Raw genomic sequence first — 20494 nt, forward strand, 5'->3', positions numbered from 1 at the left:
AACGGCTCCGTGTGGGTGGACACCACCGTCGGGACCAGGCCTATGTGGCTGGTGAGGGGTGCGATCCGGGCCGCGACGAGGACGGCGTCGAGGCGCCCCCGGACCTGGTCGGTGCGGCCGTCCAGCTCGCCGTAGTGCGAGGACTGCAGGCCGAGGCCGTCCTCGAAGGTGACGAAGTCCAGCAGGCCGCGCTCGGCCTCGGCGACCTGGTCGGCCCAGTACGCGGCGGTGAACAGGTCCCGGGGCCGGGCCACCGGCTCGCGCCAGGAGGCCGGGTGCCAGCCGGTGCCGTCGAGGGCGACGGCGAGATGGAGGGGAGGAACGGAGGTCGATGACACGAGGGGTGCCTTCCTGGAGGTCCGTACGAGATCGCCGGCCCTCGGACGGGGCGCGCGGCGGATGGGGCGACCGCAGGAAGAAGGAGGTCCTCCGGCCGGCGGCTGGGACACGGTCAGGGGCGACAGAGAGCGCCGGCGGTGCGCAGCAGGTCGATGTGCTGGCGGGTGGTGAGACGTACGTCGCGTAGCGATGCGCCGCACATGTGCTCCACCTCCACGGATTCCGGCTTCACAGGGAGCAACGGCGTGTCTGTGCCGTTTCTTCCGGATCGGCGGCGGATTCTCGCGGAGCGACGGCGACGGCCGGGCCCGTGCGCCGGAGGAGGGAGAAGCGCGTGCGGGCGCGCAGGGTGAAGCCGATCGACTCGTAGAGCCGGATCGCGCGGGTGTTGTTCGCGGCGGCGTGCAGGAAGGGGTGGTCGCCGCGTTCCTTGATGCCGGCGGCGACGGCGCGGACCAGACGGGTGGCCAGGCCCCGGCCGCGGTGGTCGGGGTCGGTGCACACGGCGCTGATCTCGGTCCATCCCGGCGGGTGGAGGCGCTCCCCGGCCAGGGCGACGAGGCGGCCCTCGTGGCGGATGCCGAGGTAGGTGCCCAGTTCGACGGTGCGGGGCAGATACGGGCCGGGTTCGGTGCGGGCGACCAGGTCGAGGATCTCGGGGACGTCCGCGGCGCCGAGGACCACGGCCTCGGGGTCGGGTTCGGCGCGCAGCGCGGTGTCCACGAGTTGGACGCCCTGTCCGCTGCGGACGATCTCCCAGCCGTCCGGGGCCCGGTTCACCCCACGCAGCGCGGCGGTGCCGCCGGGACCGACGAGCGCGGCGAGGTCCGCCCAGGCGCGCGGGTCGTCGTGGTCGGTGAGGGCGTGGAAGCCCGCCACGTCGGCGGGGTAGCGGGCGGCGCGGCCGACGCGTTCGGCGAGGTGGGCGTGCGGGCCGGTGAGCGCGGCCCATGCCGGGTTGTCCAGGATGTGGGACGTGGAGGTAGGGGTTTCGATACTGGCGGTGGAAGACATCGGGTGACGGCTCCGGTACGGGTCGCGCGGGCGGGGACCCCGGCGGGCTGCGGCGGGGTCCCCGTGCGGAGAGGGCGGGTCAGGAGTCGGTCAGCGGCAGTCCGGGCGGGTTGACCTCGGACGTGGCGACGGCCTCGTTGGAGAGGTTCCAGGCGGCCAGCCACTTGGCGTACTGGCCGTTCTTGATCAGGTAGTTGACGGCGTCGGCGAGCGGCTTGGCGAGGCCGCTGTTCTTCTTCGCGGTGGCCGCGATCAGTCCCTGGAGGGAGGACCCGGCGCCGGAGTAGGTGCCCGCGTTGCGGACGGCCTTCGCCGTGCCCTTGGTCGAGGAGACCTGGTAGGCGACCGAGGGGTTCGGGGCGAGGTAGGCGTCGATCTTCCCGGAGGCCAGCGCGAGGTAGGTGCTGTTGTTGTCCTGGAAGTACTTGACGGTGAGCGCCTTCTTGCCTTCGGCGGCCAGCTTCTTCTTCCACTCCAGGAGGATCCGCTCCTGGTTGGTGCCGGCGCCCACGGCGACGGTCTTGCCGGCGAGGTTCTCGTAGTCGCCGTCGAAGTTCCAGGAGGTGCCCGCCTTCACGGCGAAGCCGAGGTTGTCCTCGCGGTAGGAGGCGAACTCGTACTTCGCCTTGCGCTCCTCGGTGTCGGTGACGTTGGAGAAGGCGACGTCCACCTTGCCGCTGTCCAGGCCGATGAAGAGGTTCTCCCAGGTGGAGTTCTTCAGCTCCGGCTTGAGGCCGAGGACGGCGGCGACGAGGCGGCCGATGTCGGCCTCGGAGCCGGTGAGCGTCTTCTGGTCGGAGCCGACGTAGCCGAGCGGCGGGGAGCCGGCGGGCAGGAAGCCGACGCCGATCTCCAGCGTGCCGCTCTTCGCCACCGACTTGGGCAGTTCGGCGCTGATCGACTTCACCTCGGAGACCTTGAGGGTGGTCTGCCGGGCGGCGCCGTTCGAGAGGGCGCCCACGGTGACGGTGCCGGCGGCGCTGTCGGTGGTGGTGGCCGCGTCGCTGTCGCCGCCGCAGGCCGCGAGCCCGCCGGCGAGGGAAGCGAGGACGGTGCCCGCGGTGAGTCCGCGCGTGAGTCTGCTGCGAAGGCTGAGCGGAGGCATGGCTGTTCCTAGGTTCGGTGTTCGGGGCGTAAGTGGGTGTGGCGGTACGGGAGTTCAGAGGACCTTGCTGAGGAAGTCGCGGGTCCGCTCGTGCTGCGGCCTGTCGAGGACCTCGTGCGGCGGGCCCTGCTCGACGATCTTTCCGCCGTCGATGAAGACGACCCGGTCGGCGACCTCGCGGGCGAAGCCGATCTCGTGGGTGACGATGATGAGGGTGGTGCCGCTGGTCGCCAGGTCCTTGATGACGGCGAGGACCTCACCGACGAGTTCGGGGTCGAGGGCGGAGGTCGGCTCGTCGAAGAGGATGACGCCGGGGCGCAGGGCGAGGGCGCGGGCGATGGCGACGCGCTGCTGCTGGCCGCCGGAGAGCTGGCGGGGATAGGCGCCGGTCTTCTCGGCGAGACCGACGCGGCCGAGCAACTCCCGTGCCAGGTCCAGGGCTTCGGGCTTGCCGAGCCTGCCGGTGGCGACCGGGGCGGCGGCCACGTTGTCGAGGACGGTCAGATGCGGGAAGAGGTTGAAGTTCTGGAAGACGAACCCGATCCGGCTGCGCTGGGCGAGGATGGCCCGCTCGCTCAACTCCTTGAGCCGACCGCCCTGTTGCTTCACGCCGATCAGTTCGCCGTTGACGCTGACGTAGCCGATCTCCGGCTTCTCCAGGTGGTTGACGACCCGCAGCAGGGTGGACTTGCCGGAGCCCGACGGGCCGAGGATCACGGTGACTTCGCCGGGTCGTACGGTCAGGTCGACGCCGTCCAGGACCCGGTGGGCGCCGTACCACTTGTGCACGTCGTGCACCTCCACGGCGGCCGGGACGATCTCCGTCAGCGGTTCGATCGTGCGGGTGGTCATAGCGCGGTCTCCCGACGGATCCGGGCCCGCAGGTCGGTCAGGCCGGTGCGGAGCTGCTGGAACGGGGTGGGCGGCAGCGAGCGGGTGGCGCCGCGGGCGTAGTGCCGTTCGACGTAGAACTGGATGACGGACACCACGCTGGTCAGGATCAGGTACCAGACGGTGACGACCAGGAGCAGCGGCACGATGTCGCCGGGGTAGGTGGAGCCCATCGTCTGCGCGGAGCCGAACAGGTCGAGCAGCGAGACGTAGAAGACCAGGGAGGTGCTCTTGATCAGGCCGATCAGCTGGTTGACGTAGTTCGGGGTGATGGAGCGCAGGGCCTGCGGGAAGACGATGCGGCGGAACTGGTACCGCTTGGGCAGGCCGAGGGCGGAGGCCGCCTCGTGCTGGCCCTGGTCGACGGAGAGGATGCCGCCGCGGACCACTTCGGCCGCGTACGCCGCCTCGTTGAGGCTGAGTCCGACGACGGCGACGGCCATGTCGGTGGCGAGCCTCGACTCGTCGAAGGAGAAGAAGGCGGGGCCGAAGGGGACGCCGATGCTGAGGGTCTTGTACAGGGCGCTGAAGTTGTAGAGGAAGATCAGCACCACGATGAGCGGGATCGACCGCAGTGCCCACACATAGGTCCAGCTCACGGCGCGCAGCACCGGGCTTCCCGAGAGCCGGGCCAGGGCCAGCAGGATGCCGCCCGTCAGGCCCAGCACGGCGCTGAGCGCGGCGACTTGGAGGGTGATGACGAGTCCGTCGAGGATCGTCGGGCGCAGGAACCAGTAGCCGAAGCGGTCCCACTGGTAGAACGAGTTGGTCGCCAGGCCGTGCACGAACTGGGCGACGACGACCAGCACGGCGAGCGTGGCGATCCAGCGGCCGGGTCGGCGCAGGGGCTGGACTCGCTGTGCTGTCAGGGTTTTTGACGGGGCGTCGGCGGGCGGCGCCACGGCCAGGGACACGGTGGTGCCTGGGGGTTCACTCATGAGGGGGCTCCGGCGGGAGTGGGAGCTCCCCGGACCGCGGCACCTGGGCGTGGCGGAAGCGACGCGCACGGCGACAGACGCACGGACCGGGGGCTGGAATGACCAACGGGAAGAGCTGGGAAACTCTTGGGCGAAGTCGTCAGCCTCGACAGCGGGCGCAGCCCGGTGCGGTACACAGTGCGCTGTTCACGCGCAGGAGATCGACGGCGCGGTCCTCGACGAGCGGGTTCGCGTACGGCAGTACGCAGCCGTGGGAGCGGCGCGTGGCCGTCCTCGAAGCTGCGTACATGTCCGTCACCGTTGCCGTTCCGGCCCCGATGGGCCTCGCGCTCATTGAAGCGGTAGTTAGTCAGATGCCTGTTCGACTGTCAACGGCGGTCCACCTGTTGGACGGTCCGGGAGGCCGCTCAGCTGCGACAGGCTCCGGTTTCGTCCGCCGCGTGGGCTGCCCAGTCCAGGATCTGGACAGCGGCGCCGGCGGCCTCCAGGCCCCGGCAGTGGGCGTGGTGGCGGCGGGCGATGCCGTCGAGGTCGAGGTGGGTGCCGAAGGCCGGGTGGGCGGCCAGGCGGCGGGCGTAGGCCCACAGGTGGGCGTGGTCGGCGATCCGCTGCACGGCGGCGGCGTCCAGGTGGTTGCGGTGCACGGTGTCGAGTTGCACCAGTGACACCCACAACTCGACGTCCGCCGCAGTGAGTTCGTCGCGGATCAGGTGCTCGCGGCCGTCCAGCCAGCGGTCCAGCGAGCCCAGTGTCTCCAGCAGCAGGCCGACCGCCTCGTCCCGCTCGGCCTGCTCGGCACCGGCCGCTCCGGCGCGCTGCGCGGCGCCCTCGATGCCGTGCGCGCACAGCCGCTCGACGGCCTCGATCTCGGACTCGGCGTCGCCCGGGTACAGCCGGGTTCCGCTCTCGCCGAAGTGCCGGGCGAGGTCGCGCGTGATGTCGGGGGCGTGGGTGCTGACGATCCGGCCGGACCAGTCGTCGCTGAGCACCGGCGCGGCGGCGGGCCCCGCGTAGCGGTGCGCGCTCGCCTCGTAGAGCGGGCGCAGCACGGAGTGTCCGCCGTTCGGACAGTCGGGTACGGCGGACAGGAACACGGCCGGACAGCTCTCGCCGAGGCCGAGCAGGCTGTGGGTGACGGCGATGCGCAGGCCGTCGGCGCAGGCGGTGGACAGGTGGAGGCGGTAGCGGCGCGGCACGGCGTAGTGCCCGCTGCGCGCGTCGCGCCCGATCCGGCCCCGGAACACGGGGGTGGACCGGGGCGAGGGGACGGCGGCGAGAGGCGTGCTGGACATGGGACTCCCCGGGTACGGGCGCGTGGACGTACGCGCGGCGGAAGCGTCGTCGTGCGGTGGACGGGGTTCAGCGCAGGGGGTTCAGTGCGCTGCAGACCCGCAGCAGATCGATGTGACGGCGGGAGGTCAGAAGAGGCGAACGGCCCACGCGGCGAGTGGTGACCGGCTCCAGCCCCATATTTCCCTACCTGTTCACTAGGATTCCCTGGTCGAGTGTCGATCCACCGCCACCCGAGGTCAAGGGGGCGTCCACGGACCGGTCATCGACAGCCCGGTCCGTGGACGCCCCGTGTCCCTACTTCGCGTACATCAGCGTCCCGAAGCCGAGTTGGTCGTAGCCGCCGCTGTCGGAGCCGTAGTCACCTCCCCCGCCCTCGGGCGCGACGAGGTCGTCGTACATGGCCGCGATGTACTTGTCGTCGAGGCCGACCCGCCGGTTGTAGTGGAAGTGGAGCATCGCCCACACGGGACGGAGCTGGCCGCGCGAGGCGGCGGAGATCACCGTCTGGGACGACCGGGCGCAGCTCTGCCCGGTGCCCCAGGTGTAGGTGGTGAAGGGCACGTCGCCGCCGCTGTTGTACTTCGCGACGTACTGGGCGGCCTTCAGGAAACGGCGGCTGTCGTACCCGTACAGGTCGTCGCCCTGGTTCCAGGCCATCTCGCAGACCGCGCCCATCTGGCCCATGCCGAGGACGGTGTGGCCCTGGTCCCGGCCCGACTCCTGCCACTGGCCCAGCGCGTAGCCGTCCGCGTCGGTGTACAGGTACGGCACGGCGTGGGCGAGGGAGCCGTTGCCCGCGCCGGACGTGAAGTACGTGACGGCCTGGTCGTACATGGCGGAGTCGTCGTTGAGGATGCCGATGGCCAGGACGGAGGCCATGGTGCACAGGTCCCAGTTGGCCCAGTAGTTGGTGATGCAGGCGTCGTTGTGGTGGGTGAGGAAGCTGTTGTTCATCGGGTAGAAGACGTTCGCCAGCAGCTCCTGGGCCGCGGCCAGGTCGAACCCCGGGTAGTCCCGCATGAGTTCGCACGCGTTGGCGAACTGCCAGCCGTAGAGGCCGGCCGCGAGGAACCGGTCGGCGTTGCCGCCGATCGAAGTGAGCGTCGTGGACCAGGCGTTGAGGATGTTCGCGGCGCACACCGCGTTGGCCTCGGTGCCGCCGACCTGCCAGCGCAGGGCGTTCTGGTAGGCGGCGGCGATGTCGTTGTAGAGGAGGCTGTAGTTCTGTCCCGTGCCGCCCCGGACGATCGTCGCCGTGGCCCGGTTCGTCCAGGTCGACTGGGAGTGGGAGTTGGCGGTCAGCCGGTTCCAGCCGGACAGCCAGGGGTCGGTTCCCGCCGCGACCCTGACCCTGGCGCGGTTGATGTCGCCGGCGTTGTGCAGCATGCCGGGGTGGGTGAACGTGGCCGGGGCCGCGTGCGCGGTCGTGGCCACCGTGCTGCCGCCGAGGGCGACGGCCGCGGTGAGCCCGCCTGCGGTCTTCAGGAGACCGCGGCGGCTCAACTCATTGCTGCGGACGTGCTCGTGGGGGGACGTGCGGCTCATTGCGGTGCATCTCCAATCCACGGAGGATCAGGTGGGCGTGATGCTCACCTCGTCGAACTCGGTGGTGCAGCGGGCCGGTTGGCTGCGCGAGCAGACCACCAGCCCGACGTGGTAGGGGGCGTCACCGAAGCCGGGGATCTCTCCGTCGGCGAGGGGGGTCCAGGTGGCGCCGTCGTCGGTGGACAGGGCCGCGCCGAAGGCGGTCCCGGCGCGCTTCAGCCGCAGCAGGGCGGGGAGGGTGACGGCGGCGCCGCCGGTGAAGGCGGAGGCACCGGCCACGGTCGTGCGGAGCATGAGCTGCGCGCTGGTCCCACCGGTCACGACGGCTCCTGCGGCCTGGTCGAACGGCGACAGCGACTTCGCCATCAGCAGCCCCACCCGGTCGGCCGTGGCACCGTCGCGGGAGACGATCCGCGCGACGATCTCGCAGTCCCCGCTGACCGGCCGCCGGACGAACTGGCCTGTCATTCCCTGGCCGTTGGCGTTGAGGTCGACGCCCGCGCCCCGCACGGTGAAGGTCCCGTCGTCGTACGACGTGCTGCCCGGCGTGGTGATCGCCACCACGCCCAGCGTCCCGACCTCGCGGTCGTCGAGCACGGTGTCACCGAGGTCGCCGTACGTCCACGGAGCGGGCGGCGCGCTGCCGACCGTGAGCACGAGGGTGCCGGTCGCGGTTCCGGAGGCGTTGGCGGCGGTGGTCGCGACGGTGAACTCGCCTGTCCGCGTGGGGGTTCCGGAGATGAGGCCGGTGCGCGGGTCGACGCGCAGCCCGGCGGGCAGCCCGTCCGCCGTGAACCGCACGGGCTCGTGCGAGGCCCGCAGCGGATACCGGAAGGGGGTGCCATGGTTGGTGAACACGCTGGGCGCGGAGGTGAGCCGAGGTGGCGACGGAGTCGGCATCACGGCCCGCACGCTTCCCGGACGCGGGCCCCGGCCGCCGGTGTTGGTCTTCGCGACCGTGTAGTGGTAGGTCGTTCCGGGCGTCCCCGTCGGGTCGGTGTACCGGACGCGGGTGCCGAAGCCGACCGGGCCGACGCCGGTGGCGAGGGTCCGGTACGGCCCGGCGGCCCGAGTCGCCCGCAGCACCGTGTACCCGGCGGAGGGGTCCGGATCGCTCCAGGCCAACTCGACGGCGTCGGCGCCCGGTTCGGCCCGTAGGCCGGTGGCCGTGCGGGCCGGGCGGGGTACGCGCCAGACCGTGCCGGACGACGAGGTCACGCCGACGTTGTCGAAGGCGCCGGTGCCGGTCCCGGCGTAGTCCTCGTCGACGCCCAGACAGGAGGTGAGGACGAGGCCCGCGTACGCGGTGCGGCCCAACGCGACCTCGGTGGAGCCGACTTCGGTCCAGTGGACGCCGTCCGGGGAGAGGGCGCCGGTGCAGCGCGCGCCCTCGCGGGTCACCCGTACCCAGTAGGGCTTCCGCAGCCGGTAGCCGTCGCCCGCGCCTTCGACGTACGGCGCCTCCAGCGGGGTCGCCGACTCGGGCAGCGTGCCGAGGTCGGAGAGCGGGAAGGCGGCGTTCACCGTGATCGCCTGCTGCTGGGAGGGCGGGACGGGTGTGCTGCCGGTCGCGGAGATCCGCGCGCCGGTCGACGGGCGTACCGTCCACACTCCGCTCCAGGTGTGCAGCGGCAGTCCCTGGACCAGCATCGAGGCGTGCGCCGCGTCCGGGTCGAGGGAGGCCCGGACGGTGACGCCGGTCCTGGAGTACTGCGAGCTGAGCGGCCACACGATCCGTGCGGTGACCGTGCCGTCGCCGCGCAGCGGGAGGTGGACGAGACGGAAGGTGTCGGCGGTGCCGCTCGCCTCCAGGACGAAGCGCTCGCCGTCGAAGGCCGCGGAGCCGGGGATCCGCACGTCCCCGATGTCACGGGTCGACCAGGGGGCGGGGAGACCGGCCGCGGCCGCCGCCCAGGCCGAACCTCCGCTCCCGCCCAGGGTGTTGGCGGCGGCGACCGTGTAGGAGTACGTCCGCCCGGCGCGCACGTTCCGGTCGGTGTACGTCGGCCGGGTGACGCCGGACGCGATCCTCTCGTAGCGGCCGTCCACGTCGGTGGCCCGCAGGACGGTGTAGGTGTCGGCCCAGGTCGACGGCAGCCAACTCACCGTCACGGAGCGGTCGTTGCTTCGCGCCGTGACACCGGCGGGCGCGGTCGGCGGGGCCGGCGCGGGGGCCGTCGCGCCAGCGTAAGCGAAGGTGCCCCAGCCCGGCAGGTCGTCGTTGCCGCCCTCGACGACGCGGGTGCCGCCGGTGCCGCGGAAGACGGCGCTCCTCGTGTACGGGGTGTCGAGGCCGCGGACACCGGCGTAATGCGCGTACGCCATCTCGTAGACGGGCGGCAGGGTGCCCCGCGAGACGGGCGAGACGGTCTGCTTGACGTACTTGCCGGTGCGGTCGAGGCCGGGGACGAAGGGGACGTCGCCGCCGAGGTTGTAGCGGGCGGCGTACTCGACGTTGGCGAGGATGCGGTTGCCGGCGAAGCCCCAGAGGTCGACGCCCTGGTTCCAGGCGACCTGCGCGGCGTCCGCCAGCAGGCCGACCGCCAGCTGTTCGTGGCCCTGGTCGCGGCCGCTCTCCTGGCCCTGGCCCGCGGCGGTGACGATGCGGTGGAGGACGCTGCCGTTGCCGGCGCCGGCCGCGGCGAAACGGAGCGCGTCGTGGAAGAGGGCGGGCTCATCGCAGAACACGCCGATGGCCAGCAGGGACTGAAGGGACGTCAGGTCCCAGTTGCCGTTGGCGTAGAGGCAGTAGCCGGACAGAGCCGGGTACCAGACGCGGAGGAAGGACTGCTCGCAGCGGGCGATGTCGGCGGCGCTCCAGCCGTCGTAGCCGGTGTGCCGGAGCAGTTCGGCGGCGTTGACGAACTTGAAGGCCTGGAGGCCCGCGCCGAGCGGTCCGTCGGCCCCGGTGACGGCGGTGAGGGAGCCGGACCAGGCGTTGAGGATGTCGCGGGCCTTGTCGGCGTGCGCGGTGTCCCCGGTCACGGACCAGACGAGGGCGTTCTGGTAGGCGGCGGCCGAGTCGGCGACGGCCTGGTTCTGGTGGTCGGCGGGGCCGCGACCCCAGGTGGTGATCTGGCCGGTGTTCTGCACGGCGTACGACGCGGCGGAGCGGGCGTGCGCGGCGAGCGCCAGATAGCCGTCGTGGGCGGGTGACCGCCGGTCGGCGACGGCAGCCTTCATACGGGCGAGGTCGGCGGCGGTGTGCAGCAGGCCGGGGTGGGTGAAGGCCGGCGCGTGGTTCTCCGCGGCCCGGGCGGTGCCGGGTGCGAAAAGTCCGCTCGCGCCCGATGCCAGGAGGAGGGCCGCGGTGCCGCCGAGGAAGCCCCGGCGGCCCGGTGCGGGGGTCGTCATGACGTCGCCGCCGCCTCGGCCTCGGCGGTGGTGAGGAACCTCAGGTTCGTCACGTGCTCGTTGGAGAACCACTGGATCTCGTCCGTGGTGGAGTACCAGGCCGGCTTCTTCATCGAGTCGGCGACGACGACCCCGTTGATGATCAGGTTCTCGAACGTGACGTTGTCGATGGCGTGTTGGGCGTCGTAGCCGAGGAGGAGCGACGGGTTGGCGCGGGTGCCGGTGTACCTGAGGTTCTTGACGTACACGTCCTGGATGCCGCGGCCGACCGAGGTGTTGTACTTCGTGTTGAACATGACCTTCAGGTAGATGACCTGGCCCCAGCGGAAGTCCTCGATCCGGACGTCCTCGATGCGGACGTTCCTGATCAGGTTGGAGTCGCCGGGGTTGAGGGCGATGCAGCCCTGGTAGTTCATCTGGGGTTCGCGGTGGTCGAGGATGTCGATGTTCTGGATGAGGAGGTTCTCGATCGTCTCGGGGGCGTCGGTGTTGCCGTGCGTGCCGACGTTGACCGGGTGGGCGACGTCCGCCCACAGGGTGCAGTTCCTGACGGTGATGTCGCGGGTGTCGCCGTAGTAGTCCCAGCGGTGGCAGTAGATGGCGACGCAGTCGTCCGAGGTGCGCAGGAAGCAGCCGTCGAAGGTGACCCCGGTCGACGAGAAGACGTCGAAGCCGTCGCCGTTGCCCTTCGAGCTGAACGCGCGTGCCCTGGTGACCCGGACGTTCTCGCACTCGCCGAACGTGCCCGCGTAGCCTGCCGGGTTGAGGATGATGACGTCCTCGATCCGGATGTTCCTGCTGCCCTCGCCGAGGACGGCGCCGCCGGGGTTGTCGCAGAGGACGCCGTGTCCGGCGAGGCCGGAGTTCTCCACGTCCTTGAAGCGGACCTGCGCGGTGAGGACGGCGCCGCCCGCGAGGTAGACGGTCCTGCCGCTGGGAACGGTGAGGACGCCGCCGGTGACGGTGTGGACGCCGGGGCCGAAGTAGAGGACGTCCGGGTCGTCGGGGGACGGGGCGTGGTGCTCGACGCGGTTGGTGAGCAGGTGCAGGGCGTCGAAGACCTCGTCGTTGATCTGGACGACGACGTCCCTGGGCTCGTCGAGGGTGAACCGCAGGGTGTCGCCGCGGAGTCGGGGCGTGATGCCCAGCGCGTCGGGTCTCACCCGGGCCTTGGTGGTGCCGCCCCTGAGGTACGTCACCTCGATCTCGGCCGAGCCGTCGAAGTCGAAGTACACCATCGACGAGTCGTGGACCTTGCCCGCACCGGTGGTGGCGTCGATCTCCTCCAGCTGCGGCCGGTAGATGTCGAGCGTCTGCCAGCTGCCGTGCGGGGCGCTGCGGACCCGCACCTGGAAGCCGGTGTTGGTCGGCATGGTCGCCGGTCGCGGGTAAGTGACCAGCCTGGGACGGGAGTCGGGTCCGCCGCCGGCCTGAGCCGCCGTGGCGGTCGGCCCGGTCAGCCCGGCGGCGACCGCCGTGGCACCGGCCGCCTGGAGGGCGGTGCGGCGGGACAGAGGTGTGGTCATGGTGCGGCTCCTTGCGACACGGGTGACGGGGGTGTTGCGGGCCGTTTGCTGCGGGCCGCTCGTCCGGACTGTCGGGCCTGTCCGGGGCCGGCCGTCGGCATCCCGGCGACGGACCCGCGCCGGGCGGCGAGGAGGATCAGCGGGCTCGGGCGTGGAGAAAGGGACGCGGGGGTTGCCCTTCGCCGGGGGCGCACCGGCACGTGGATGCATGACCGCGCTCACCTCCCGTAGAAACCGGTTGTCATGCGGTGGGGCAGAGCTTCTTCCGGCTCGGAAACGGCGTCAAGACCCTGGGCGGACTTTCGAAAAGACTGGATGACCCCGGCGGGACGGCGCTGGAAGGCCGTCGGCCAGAAACCGGTTGTTGGTCAGAGGCGGCCGGTGTCCCGGAGATCCGGTGCGCGAAGTCCCGGGAGACCGGCCGCGGTTCGGGCCGTCAGTGCAGGTCGGCGGCGTGTTCGGGGCTGTCGTCGAGGAAGCCGCCGGACTGGTGCCGCCAGAGCTTCGCGTAGGCGCCGTCCGCGGTCAACAGCTCCTGGTGCGCGCCCTGTTCGACGATCCGGCCGCGGTCGAGGACGACCAGCCGGTCCATGCCGGCGACGGTGCTCAGCCGGTGGGCGACCACGAGAGCGGTACGGCCCTCCATGAGCCGCCACAGCGCCTCCTGGACGAGGATCTCGCTCTCGGAGTCGAGGGCGCTGGTCGCCTCGTCGAGCAGCAGGATCGGCGCGTCGCGCAGGATCGCCCGGGCGAGGGCGACGCGTTGGCGCTGGCCGCCCGAGAGCTTGACGCCGCGCTCCCCCACCATCGTCTCGAAGCCGTCCGGCAGCGCGTCGGCGAACTCCGTGACGTGCGCCGCCTCGGCCGCGCGGCGGACCTCGGCCTCGGTGGCGTCGGGCCGCGCGAAGGCGATGTTCTCGCGCAGGGTGCGGTGGAACATCGCCGGGTCCTGCGGGACGTAGGCGATGAGGCTGCGCAGGTCGGCCTGGCGCAGCCTGGTGATGTCCTGGCCGCCGACGAGGATGCGGCCGGCGTCGATGTCCGTCATCCGCAGCAGCAGTCGGCTGAGGGTGGTCTTGCCGCCGCCGGAGCGGCCGACGAGGCCGATCTTCGTGCCGCTGGGCACGGTCAGGTCGAGCCCGTCAAAGAGGGTGTCGGCGCCCGCGTGGGCGAAGGTGACGTTCTCGAAGCGGACGTCAGCGGCCCGGGAGCGCAGCGGTTCGGGCGTGTCCGGGTCGAGGACGGTGGGCGGGGCCATCAACAGCTCGGTGAACTGGGCGGCTTCGGTCATCGAGCTTTCCAGGCGCCGGTAGATCTGGTTGAACTCGAACATGATCCGGGTCGCGTTCGTGTAGTACGTGAACGCGACGACGACGGCCTCGACGCCGTGTTCGCCGCCGCCGAGGGCCACCGCGAGGAGCAGGCCGAGGGCGTTGGTGAGCACGGAGAGCGGTGCGACGAGGGTGTCGATGCGCAGGTTGCCGTAGTCCCAGGAGCGGAGGGTGAGGCGCCTCGACTGGGCGACGCGGGAGCGGTGTTCGGCGGCCTCGCGTTCCTCGGCGGCGAACGCGCGGACCGTGTCCATGTTCATCAGGCTGTCGGCCACATGGCCGGACACCCGGGCGATGGCCTCCTCGCGCAGGTCGACGAGTGCCTGGCGGCGCCGGATGAGCGGCGCGACGACCAGGGCGGTGAGCGCGATCATCACCAACAGGCCCACGACGAGCAGCGGTTCGTAGCGCCACAGCACGACCGAGCCGAACAACAGCGGGACCAGGCTGCCCACGACCTGGAAGGTCATCGTGTCGACGAACTCCTCGAAGCGGGAGGCGAAGCTCAACACCCGCTTGGTGAGCGACCCGGCGAAGTTGTCGTGGAAGAACGCGGCGTCCTTGGCGAAGAGTTCGTCCATGCCGATGACGTACAGGTGCTCGATACCGAGCGCGTCCAGCCGGTTCAGACAGTGGAGTCCCAGGCGCCAGAACATCTCGGCGAGGAGCAGGACCCCGGCGAACCCGAGGACGTACGGCAGCGCCGAGCCGACGCCGGTGCCCGCGTCGCCGGCGATGCGGCCGACGAGCTTGGCGACGATCAGCGGGGCGATGTAGTTGATGCCGATGTTGCCCAGCGCGGGCAGCAGTGTGGCGGGCGCGGTCCAGCGGCGGAGCCGGGCCAACTCCCGTCCGTAGTAACGAAGTGCGAGCAGCACCGGGCCTCGGCGCGGCCCGGCGACGCGCGATTCAGGCGATCCCATCCCCACCCCGTGATGTCGTCCGGCGCCCGGCGTGACGGCTGGCCAGGACTGGCAGTGTCCCGCGACGGACTCCGTGCGGTCCAAGCGTTTTTCCCTCGACAGCAGGGATGCGGGCGGGGATCGAGGGGCTTGCGGGGACAGGGTTCCGACGTATTCTGCGACCGTGGCGATCACTGCGGACAGCGATCCGGCGCGGCTCACCGGCGCACCGATGCGGCTTCCCGACATGCCCGTGCACGACCCGTTCGTGGTCGCCGACGAGGCGACCCGCACATACCACCTCTACACGTCCAACGACCCGTCCGTGTCGGGTGTGGAGGGCGTCGGCACGATGGTCCACCGCAGCGCCGACCTGCGCGACTGGACACGTCCGACGGTGGTGTTCCTGGCCGGGGAGCAGGCCGGCCTCTGGGCGGGCGACGGGGGGTGGGCGCCCGAAGTGCACGCGTGGCGGGGCAGGTACTACCTCTTCACCACGCTGCACGACGAGAACAGTCCGCTGCCGGTGCCGCCGACCGGCCGCTGGGGCACGCCGTTTCAGCTCGCGAACCATCGGCGGGGCACGATCACGGCCGTGTCCGATTCCCTGCTGGGTCCCTTCAAGGCGGTCGACCCCGCGCGTCCCACCCCGCCCGCACACCTCATGACGCTGGACGGCACGCTGTACGTCGACCCGTCCGGGCAGCCGTGGATGGTGTACGCGCACGAGTGGCTGCAGACCGTCGACGGCACGATGGAGGCGATCCGGCTCGCCCCGGACCTGACCGCGACGATCGGCGACCCCGTCCTCCTCTTCAAGGCCTCGGACGCGCCCTGGATCGGCGAGGAGATCCCGGCCGGCGTGCCGCACCAGCTGCCCCCGTACGTCACGGACGGACCGCAGCTGTATCCCGCCCCGGACGGTTCCCTCCTGATGCTGTGGTCGACGTACGAGAAGAACGTCCTCGGCGCGGACGGCACCCTCACCGGCGGCTATGTGCAGACCTACGCCGTCTCCGGGTCCGGTGCGCTGCGCGGGCCCTGGGCGCAGCGCCGGCCGCTGGTGCGGGAGGACAGCGGGCACGGGATGCTGTTCCGCACGTTCGAGGGACAGTTGATGATGGTCCTGCACCGGCCGTTCGAGAACGCGCGGGGGAAGCTGTACGAGATGGAGCTGACCGGTGACGAGGTGCGGGTGGTGCGGCAGCGCACCGATCTGGACGGCGGCGGCTGAGCCGTCCGCACGTCTCGTGCCGGTGGCGGACTCCGGCGGCGGGCGTCCCCGGTTCCGGGGGTTCCCGTGGATAGGGTCGGCCGGTGGACCGTAGCAGGGGGCAGCCGGGTGTCGTGGTCACGGAGGCGGCGCGCGGCGGGCTGTCGCCGCGGGCGGTGCGGTCGTTGTGGTGGGGGTCCGCCGGGCTGGTGCTCGCCGTGCTGGGCACCTCGGTGTTCGCGGCGGGCGCGGATCACGGTGGGCGGCGGGCCGTGGCGCTGGCCCTGGTCGGCGTGCAGGTCGGCGCGCTGTGGTGGCAGGTGCGTGGGACGGTCGCCGTGCTGGGCGTGACCGCGGCGGCGGGGATCGGGGTGTGGGCGCTGCTGCCCGCGGTGAGCTTGACGGGGGCGCTGCTCGCGGCGCAGGTGGTGCTGTGCGTGCTGTCGGCCACCGGGCCGCGCCGGGTGTCGGTGGGGGCGCTGGCGGCGATGTGCCTGCTGGTGCCGCTGGCGTTCGGGGCGGGCGGTGGTCCCGCCGGGGTGGCGGTCTATCTGCTGGCGGTGGTCCTCGCGTGGACCGCGGGGCAGTGGCGGCGGGCCCAACGGGAGCGGGTGGCGGCCGAGTTGGACCGGGCCGTGGCCGAGGAACGGGCGCGGATCGCGCGCGAGGTGCACGACGTGGTGGCGCACACGCTGTCCGTGATGGTCATTCAGGCGGGCGCCGCCGACGACGTGTTCGTCCGGCGGCCCGACCAGGCCCGGCAGGCGCTGCGCGCCATCGAGACCGGTGCCCGCTCGGCGCTCGGCGAACTGCGGCTCCTGCTGCGCGCGTTCGGGCCCGAGGACGTGCGGGACGACGCGGGGGCGGAGGAGCGGCGGGGGCCGGGACCCTCGCTCGCGGGCCTGGACGAGCTGGCGGACAGCGTGCGCGCGACCGGGATGGCGGTGCGCGTGCGGCGCGAGGGTGTCTTCGAGGGGCTGTCGGCGACGGTGGATCTGACGGCGTACCGGATCGTCCAGGAGGCCCTCACCAACACGCTGCGCCACGCGGTCGGCGCCGACGAGGTGAGCGTGCGCGTGACGGTCGACGGGGAGTGCGTGGAGGTCACGGTGGCCGACAACGGATGTACACCACAAGGGAGTTCGGCTTCGGTGGGCGCGGGGCGCGGTCTCGTGGGGATGCGGGAGCGGGTACGGCTGGTGGGAGGGAGCCTGCGGGCCGGTCCACTGGCCGGCGGCGGGTTCGAGGTGGCGGCGCGGCTGCCGGTGGAGGGCGCGTGACGACACTCCGGGTGGTGGTGGCCGACGACCAGGCCCTGGTCCGTACCGGATTCCGCATGATCATCGATGCCAGGGACGACCTGGAGGTGGTCGGTGAGGCCGCGGACGGCGGGGAGGCGGTGCGGCTGACCCGGGAACTGGCTCCCGACGTGGTGCTGATGGACGTCCGCATGCCCGTGCTGGACGGCATCGAGGCCACCCGGCGGATCGTGACCGGCGGGAGCAGCGCCCGGGTGCTCGTGCTGACCACCTGGGACGTCGACGCGCACGTGGTCGCCGCGCTGCGGGCCGGGGCCAGCGGGTTCCTGCTGAAGGACATGCGCCCGGGCGAACTCGTCGACGCGATCCGCGTCACCGCGCGCGGCGACGCGCTGCTGGCGCCGGCCGTGCTCGGCCGCGTCCTCGACCGGTTCCTGAGCACCGCCCCCGACCAGCCACCGCCGCCCTCCCTGCGGGACCTCTCCGGCCGTGAGCGGGAGGTGCTCACCCTGATCGGGCAGGCGCTGTCGAACACGGAGATCGCGGAGCGGCTGGGGCTGTCGGAGGCCACCGTCAAGAACCATGTCACCGCGGTGCTGCGCAAACTGGACCTGCGCGACCGCGTCCACGCGGTCGTCGCCGCCTACGACCACGGACTCGTGCGACCGCGCCACCCCTGACGCGAGGTCTCCTCCTCAGGGAGGACACCGGGCCGCGGTCCTCCCGCGCTCCCACCGGGGTGCCCTTCCCGTGGCCGATCCGGTGCCGGGGTCTGCGGCCCTACCGTCGGAATGTGATCGACGACCTGCCCGGCCTCATGTACCTGCTCGCCCACGACGACGCGTCCGAGGGCCCCTACGACCGCTCCCGCACCGGGTTCCTGGTGCGGGCCGCCGCCCTCGTCGACCTCGCGTCGCGCGGCCGGCTGGAGGAGCGCGACGGCACGGTCGCCGTGTGCGGCACGGAACCGACCGGGGACCCGGTCCTGGACGCTGTGCTGCGCGACGCCGCGGCCGGGCACGGCTGGAAGCGTCTCGTGCGCCGCCACCGCCGGCCGACCCTGACGCGGGTGGAGGACCGGCTCCTCGCCGCGGGGCTGCTCACCGCGACCGCACGCCGCACGCGCCCCGGCGGCCGGAGGCCGACCGTGGCGGACCGTGCCGCGTCGGCCGTGGTGCGCGCCCGGGTGTCCGCGGCGCTGTGCGGGGACGGCCCGGTCGCGGAGGTCCCGGCCGCCGACGCCGCGTTGCTGGCGCTGGCGGCGGCGGGCGGTGTCCGCTCGGTCGTCTCGCGTCAGGACGCCAGGACGTACCGGGCCCGTATCGACGCCTGCACGCACTCGCTGGCGGCCCTCGCACCCGGCCTGGAGAAGGCCGTACGCACCCTGCCGATGACCATGGTCGCCGCCCGCGGCGGCATGGGCGGCGGCTGACCGGCACCGGACGAGGAGAGGAAGACCATGCGCACGCACCGCGTCCTGTCCACCCTGGGCTGCGCCCTGAGCGCCGTACTGGCGACGGCCTGGACCACCACCGCGCCGACGCCGGCGCCCCGGCCCGTCACGGAGGTACGCACCGATGACGGCGTGGTGCGGGGGACCGCGCACGACGGCTACCGCACCTTCGAAGGCATCCCGTACGCGGCACCCCCGAAGGGCGCACTGCGCTGGGCGGCGCCCCGCCCCGCCGCCCCCTGGCACGGGGTGCGGGACGCGACCCGGCCCGCGCACGCCTGTCCGCAGGCGACCGGAGAGGTCCCCGGCGGCAGCACCGACGAGGACTGCCTCCATGTGAACGTCACCGCACCCGACGGCGCGGACCCCGCGCACCCCCGGCCGGTGATCGTGTGGCTGCACGGCGGCGGCTTCACCACCGGAGCGGGCGCCTCCTACGACGCCCACCGCATGGCGGTCCGGGGAGACGTCGTGGTCGTCACCGTCGACTACCGTCTCGGCGCCCTCGGTTTCCTCGCGCACGACGGTCTGCCCGGCTCCGGCACGTTCGGGCTGGCCGACCAGCAGGCCGCGCTGCGCTGGGTCCGCGCCGGGATCGGGGCCTTCGGCGGCGACGCGCACCAGGTGACACTGGCCGGTGAGTCGGCGGGCGGCTACAGCGTCTGCGCCCAGCTCGCCTCGCCCGCCGCCCGGGGGCTCTTCGACCGCGCGATCATCGAGAGCGGCCCGTGCACCGGCACCCCCGATCATCCGTTCGCCCCGTCCTCCGCACCCCTGGCCACGGCGCGCGCGGCGGGCGAGGACCTGGCGGCGAAGGCCGGCTGCGGCGGTGCCCGCGACGCCCTCGCCTGCCTTCGGCGCGTCTCCGTTCCGCGCCTGCTCGCGGCCCAGGACACCGATCAACAGCCGGCCTACGACACCCCGTTGCTGCCCGCCGACCCCGCGGCGGCGATCACCGCCGGCCGCTACCACCGCGTCCCCGTCCTGATCGGCAGCAACCACGACGAGGGCAACGGCTGGGCCGCCGGGATCATCCAGGCAGGCAACCCGGTCACCACCGAGACCTGGCCCGACGTGGTGTCCGCCTTCTTTCCCGCCCCGGGACAGGCCGAGGCGATCGTCCGCGCCTACCCGGTGCACGGCACGGACGGGGGCCCGGTGTTCGGCGCCGTCATCGGTGACGCGGACTTCGCCTGCCCGACCGCCCGCACCCGCACTCTCCTGGCGGCCCACGTACCCACCTGGCGCTACGAGTTCGCCGACGAGCACGCCCCGCCGCTCACCTCCGGCACGCCGCCGTTCCCGCTCGGCGCGCCCCACGCGAGCGAACTGCCGTACCTGTTCGACCTCGGGGGCCGTCCTCGCGACCTGACCGCGGCGCAGCACCGGCTGGCCGACACCATGATCGACTACTGGACCCGTTTCGCCAGGACAGGCAGTCCCGACGGCCCGTCGTCCCCGCGCTGGTCCCGGCGGACGGTGCAGTCCCTGGCACCGGACCGCATCGCCCCCACCCGCACGGCGGAGCCTCGCCACCACTGCGCGTTCTGGGACGCCCCCTGACGGAGCCGGGCTCGCTGGGCGCAAGGGACGCGCCGGCGCGTCAGCGCAGTCGTCGCGCCCGGAGCACCACGTCATCGGTGTGGTGGGCGCCCGCGCCGCCCTCGGGTGCCACCCGTGGCCGCTGCTCGTCCACCTCCACCGTCCAGTCGTCGTCGAGCAGGGCGGCGACCATGGCGGGCCAGACGTAGTCGGCCGGGTCGAATTCGGCGTCGTGCTCATGCCGGGTGTCCATCCCCGCGTGATGCACGAGCAGCAGCACACCGCCGGGCGCGACGGCCGCGAGCAGCGCTCGTTCGGCCGCGGCGTCGGGTGTGCGCAGCAGGGCCGGGTACTGCGCGGAGACCAGGTCGAAGGAGCCCGGGGGAAGCGCCGCCCCGGTCAGTTCGGCGTGCACCCAGCGGACGGTGACACCGGCGTCGGCCGCATGCCCCGCGGCCCGCTCCAGCGCCACGCCCGAGACCTCGATCGCGGTCACGTCCCAGCCCTCGCGCGCCAGCCAGACCGCGTCCGCGCCCTCGCCGCAGCCCACGTCGAGCACGCGTCCTGGCGTGAGCCCGGCGATCTCGGCCACGAGCGCGCCGTTGGGCCGGCCGCTCCACAGTTGCTGCCGGTCGGCGTACCGGTTGTCCCACTCCGCCCGGACCTCGGGGTCCCCGGAGTATCCGTCGGCGGGCAGGCGGGTGTCGGGCGCGAAGGATTCTGCGGTGTTGTCGGTCACGGGCCCACGGTCACCCATCGCGTGCCGGTCGGGCCACCTTTGTTGCCACT

Annotated in this window: 16 protein-coding genes and 1 pseudogene; 5 read left to right on the top strand and 12 right to left on the bottom strand. The window is 72.6% G+C overall.

Translation table 11 applies throughout. The annotated features are described in order from the left end of the window. From ACIPTO_RS00005 to ACIPTO_RS00055, 11 genes and pseudogenes are all read right to left on the bottom strand, one after another. Positions 1-338, bottom strand: a pseudogene (locus ACIPTO_RS00005) (FMNH2-dependent monooxygenase); the annotation flags it as partial. Between the two features lie 229 nt (positions 339-567). Then, a complete protein-coding gene (locus ACIPTO_RS00010) occupies positions 568-1353 on the bottom strand; it encodes a GNAT family N-acetyltransferase (RefSeq protein WP_401187925.1) in 786 nt (261 codons plus the stop codon). 79 nt (positions 1354-1432) lie between these two features. Continuing rightward, a complete protein-coding gene (locus ACIPTO_RS00015; protein WP_366322703.1) occupies positions 1433-2458 on the bottom strand; it encodes an ABC transporter substrate-binding protein in 1026 nt (341 codons plus the stop codon). 54 nt (positions 2459-2512) lie between these two features. Then, the gene (locus ACIPTO_RS00020) at positions 2513-3310 is read right to left on the bottom strand and encodes an amino acid ABC transporter ATP-binding protein (RefSeq protein ID WP_401187929.1); all 798 of its coding nucleotides are present in this window, start codon (positions 3308-3310) and stop codon (positions 2513-2515) included. Continuing rightward, the gene (locus ACIPTO_RS00025; protein ID WP_401187932.1) at positions 3307-4287 is read right to left on the bottom strand and encodes an amino acid ABC transporter permease; all 981 of its coding nucleotides are present in this window, start codon (positions 4285-4287) and stop codon (positions 3307-3309) included. Before ACIPTO_RS00025 ends, ACIPTO_RS00020 begins: the two co-directional genes overlap by 4 nt. Before the next feature lie 407 nt (positions 4288-4694). Then, entirely contained in the window at positions 4695-5579 is an 885-nt protein-coding gene (locus ACIPTO_RS00030; protein WP_401187935.1) for a glutathione S-transferase family protein, read from the bottom strand. A gap of 67 nt (positions 5580-5646) precedes the next feature. Then, on the bottom strand, positions 5647-5757 hold the full coding sequence (locus ACIPTO_RS00035) for a putative leader peptide (RefSeq protein ID WP_352181201.1): 111 nt from the start codon (positions 5755-5757) through the stop codon (positions 5647-5649). 117 nt (positions 5758-5874) lie between these two features. Further along, positions 5875-7125, bottom strand: coding sequence for an alginate lyase family protein (locus ACIPTO_RS00040; protein WP_401187938.1), 1251 nt, complete (start codon positions 7123-7125; stop codon positions 5875-5877). Between the two features lie 27 nt (positions 7126-7152). Then, positions 7153-10479, bottom strand: coding sequence for an alginate lyase family protein (locus ACIPTO_RS00045; protein ID WP_401187941.1), 3327 nt, complete (start codon positions 10477-10479; stop codon positions 7153-7155). After that, a complete protein-coding gene (locus tag ACIPTO_RS00050; RefSeq protein WP_401187944.1) occupies positions 10476-12005 on the bottom strand; it encodes a glycosyl hydrolase family 28 protein in 1530 nt (509 codons plus the stop codon). The genes ACIPTO_RS00045 and ACIPTO_RS00050 overlap by 4 nt, the downstream gene beginning before the upstream one ends. 436 nt (positions 12006-12441) lie before the next feature. Further along, on the bottom strand, positions 12442-14259 hold the full coding sequence (locus tag ACIPTO_RS00055; protein ID WP_401187947.1) for an ABC transporter ATP-binding protein: 1818 nt from the start codon (positions 14257-14259) through the stop codon (positions 12442-12444). A 211-nt stretch (positions 14260-14470) separates the two neighbouring features. Between ACIPTO_RS00055 and ACIPTO_RS00060 the strand changes: the two genes are divergently transcribed. The 5 genes from ACIPTO_RS00060 (at position 14471) to ACIPTO_RS00080 (ending at position 19726) form a co-directional block, all read left to right on the top strand. Further along, a complete protein-coding gene (locus ACIPTO_RS00060) occupies positions 14471-15472 on the top strand; it encodes a glycoside hydrolase family 43 protein (RefSeq protein WP_401189638.1) in 1002 nt (333 codons plus the stop codon). 83 nt (positions 15473-15555) lie between these two features. Further along, positions 15556-16731: a sensor histidine kinase gene (locus ACIPTO_RS00065; protein ID WP_401187950.1), complete on the top strand. Its 1176-nt coding sequence runs from the start codon at positions 15556-15558 to the stop codon at positions 16729-16731. Further along, positions 16728-17390, top strand: coding sequence for a response regulator (locus ACIPTO_RS00070; protein ID WP_401187953.1), 663 nt, complete (start codon positions 16728-16730; stop codon positions 17388-17390). The genes ACIPTO_RS00065 and ACIPTO_RS00070 overlap by 4 nt, the downstream gene beginning before the upstream one ends. A 113-nt stretch (positions 17391-17503) precedes the next feature. Further along, a complete protein-coding gene (locus ACIPTO_RS00075) occupies positions 17504-18142 on the top strand; it encodes a GPP34 family phosphoprotein (RefSeq protein ID WP_401187956.1) in 639 nt (212 codons plus the stop codon). Between the two features lie 27 nt (positions 18143-18169). Beyond that, positions 18170-19726: a carboxylesterase/lipase family protein gene (locus ACIPTO_RS00080; protein ID WP_401187959.1), complete on the top strand. Its 1557-nt coding sequence runs from the start codon at positions 18170-18172 to the stop codon at positions 19724-19726. A gap of 40 nt (positions 19727-19766) precedes the next feature. Here the strand turns inward: ACIPTO_RS00080 and ACIPTO_RS00085 are convergent, their stop codons facing one another. Beyond that, positions 19767-20444, bottom strand: a complete 678-nt coding sequence (locus ACIPTO_RS00085; protein ID WP_401187962.1) for a class I SAM-dependent methyltransferase — start codon at positions 20442-20444, stop codon at positions 19767-19769. Positions 20445-20494: the final 50 nt, after the last annotated feature.

The organism is Streptomyces sp. NPDC090083, from assembly GCF_044747445.1.
Taxonomy (GTDB): domain Bacteria; phylum Actinomycetota; class Actinomycetes; order Streptomycetales; family Streptomycetaceae; genus Streptomyces.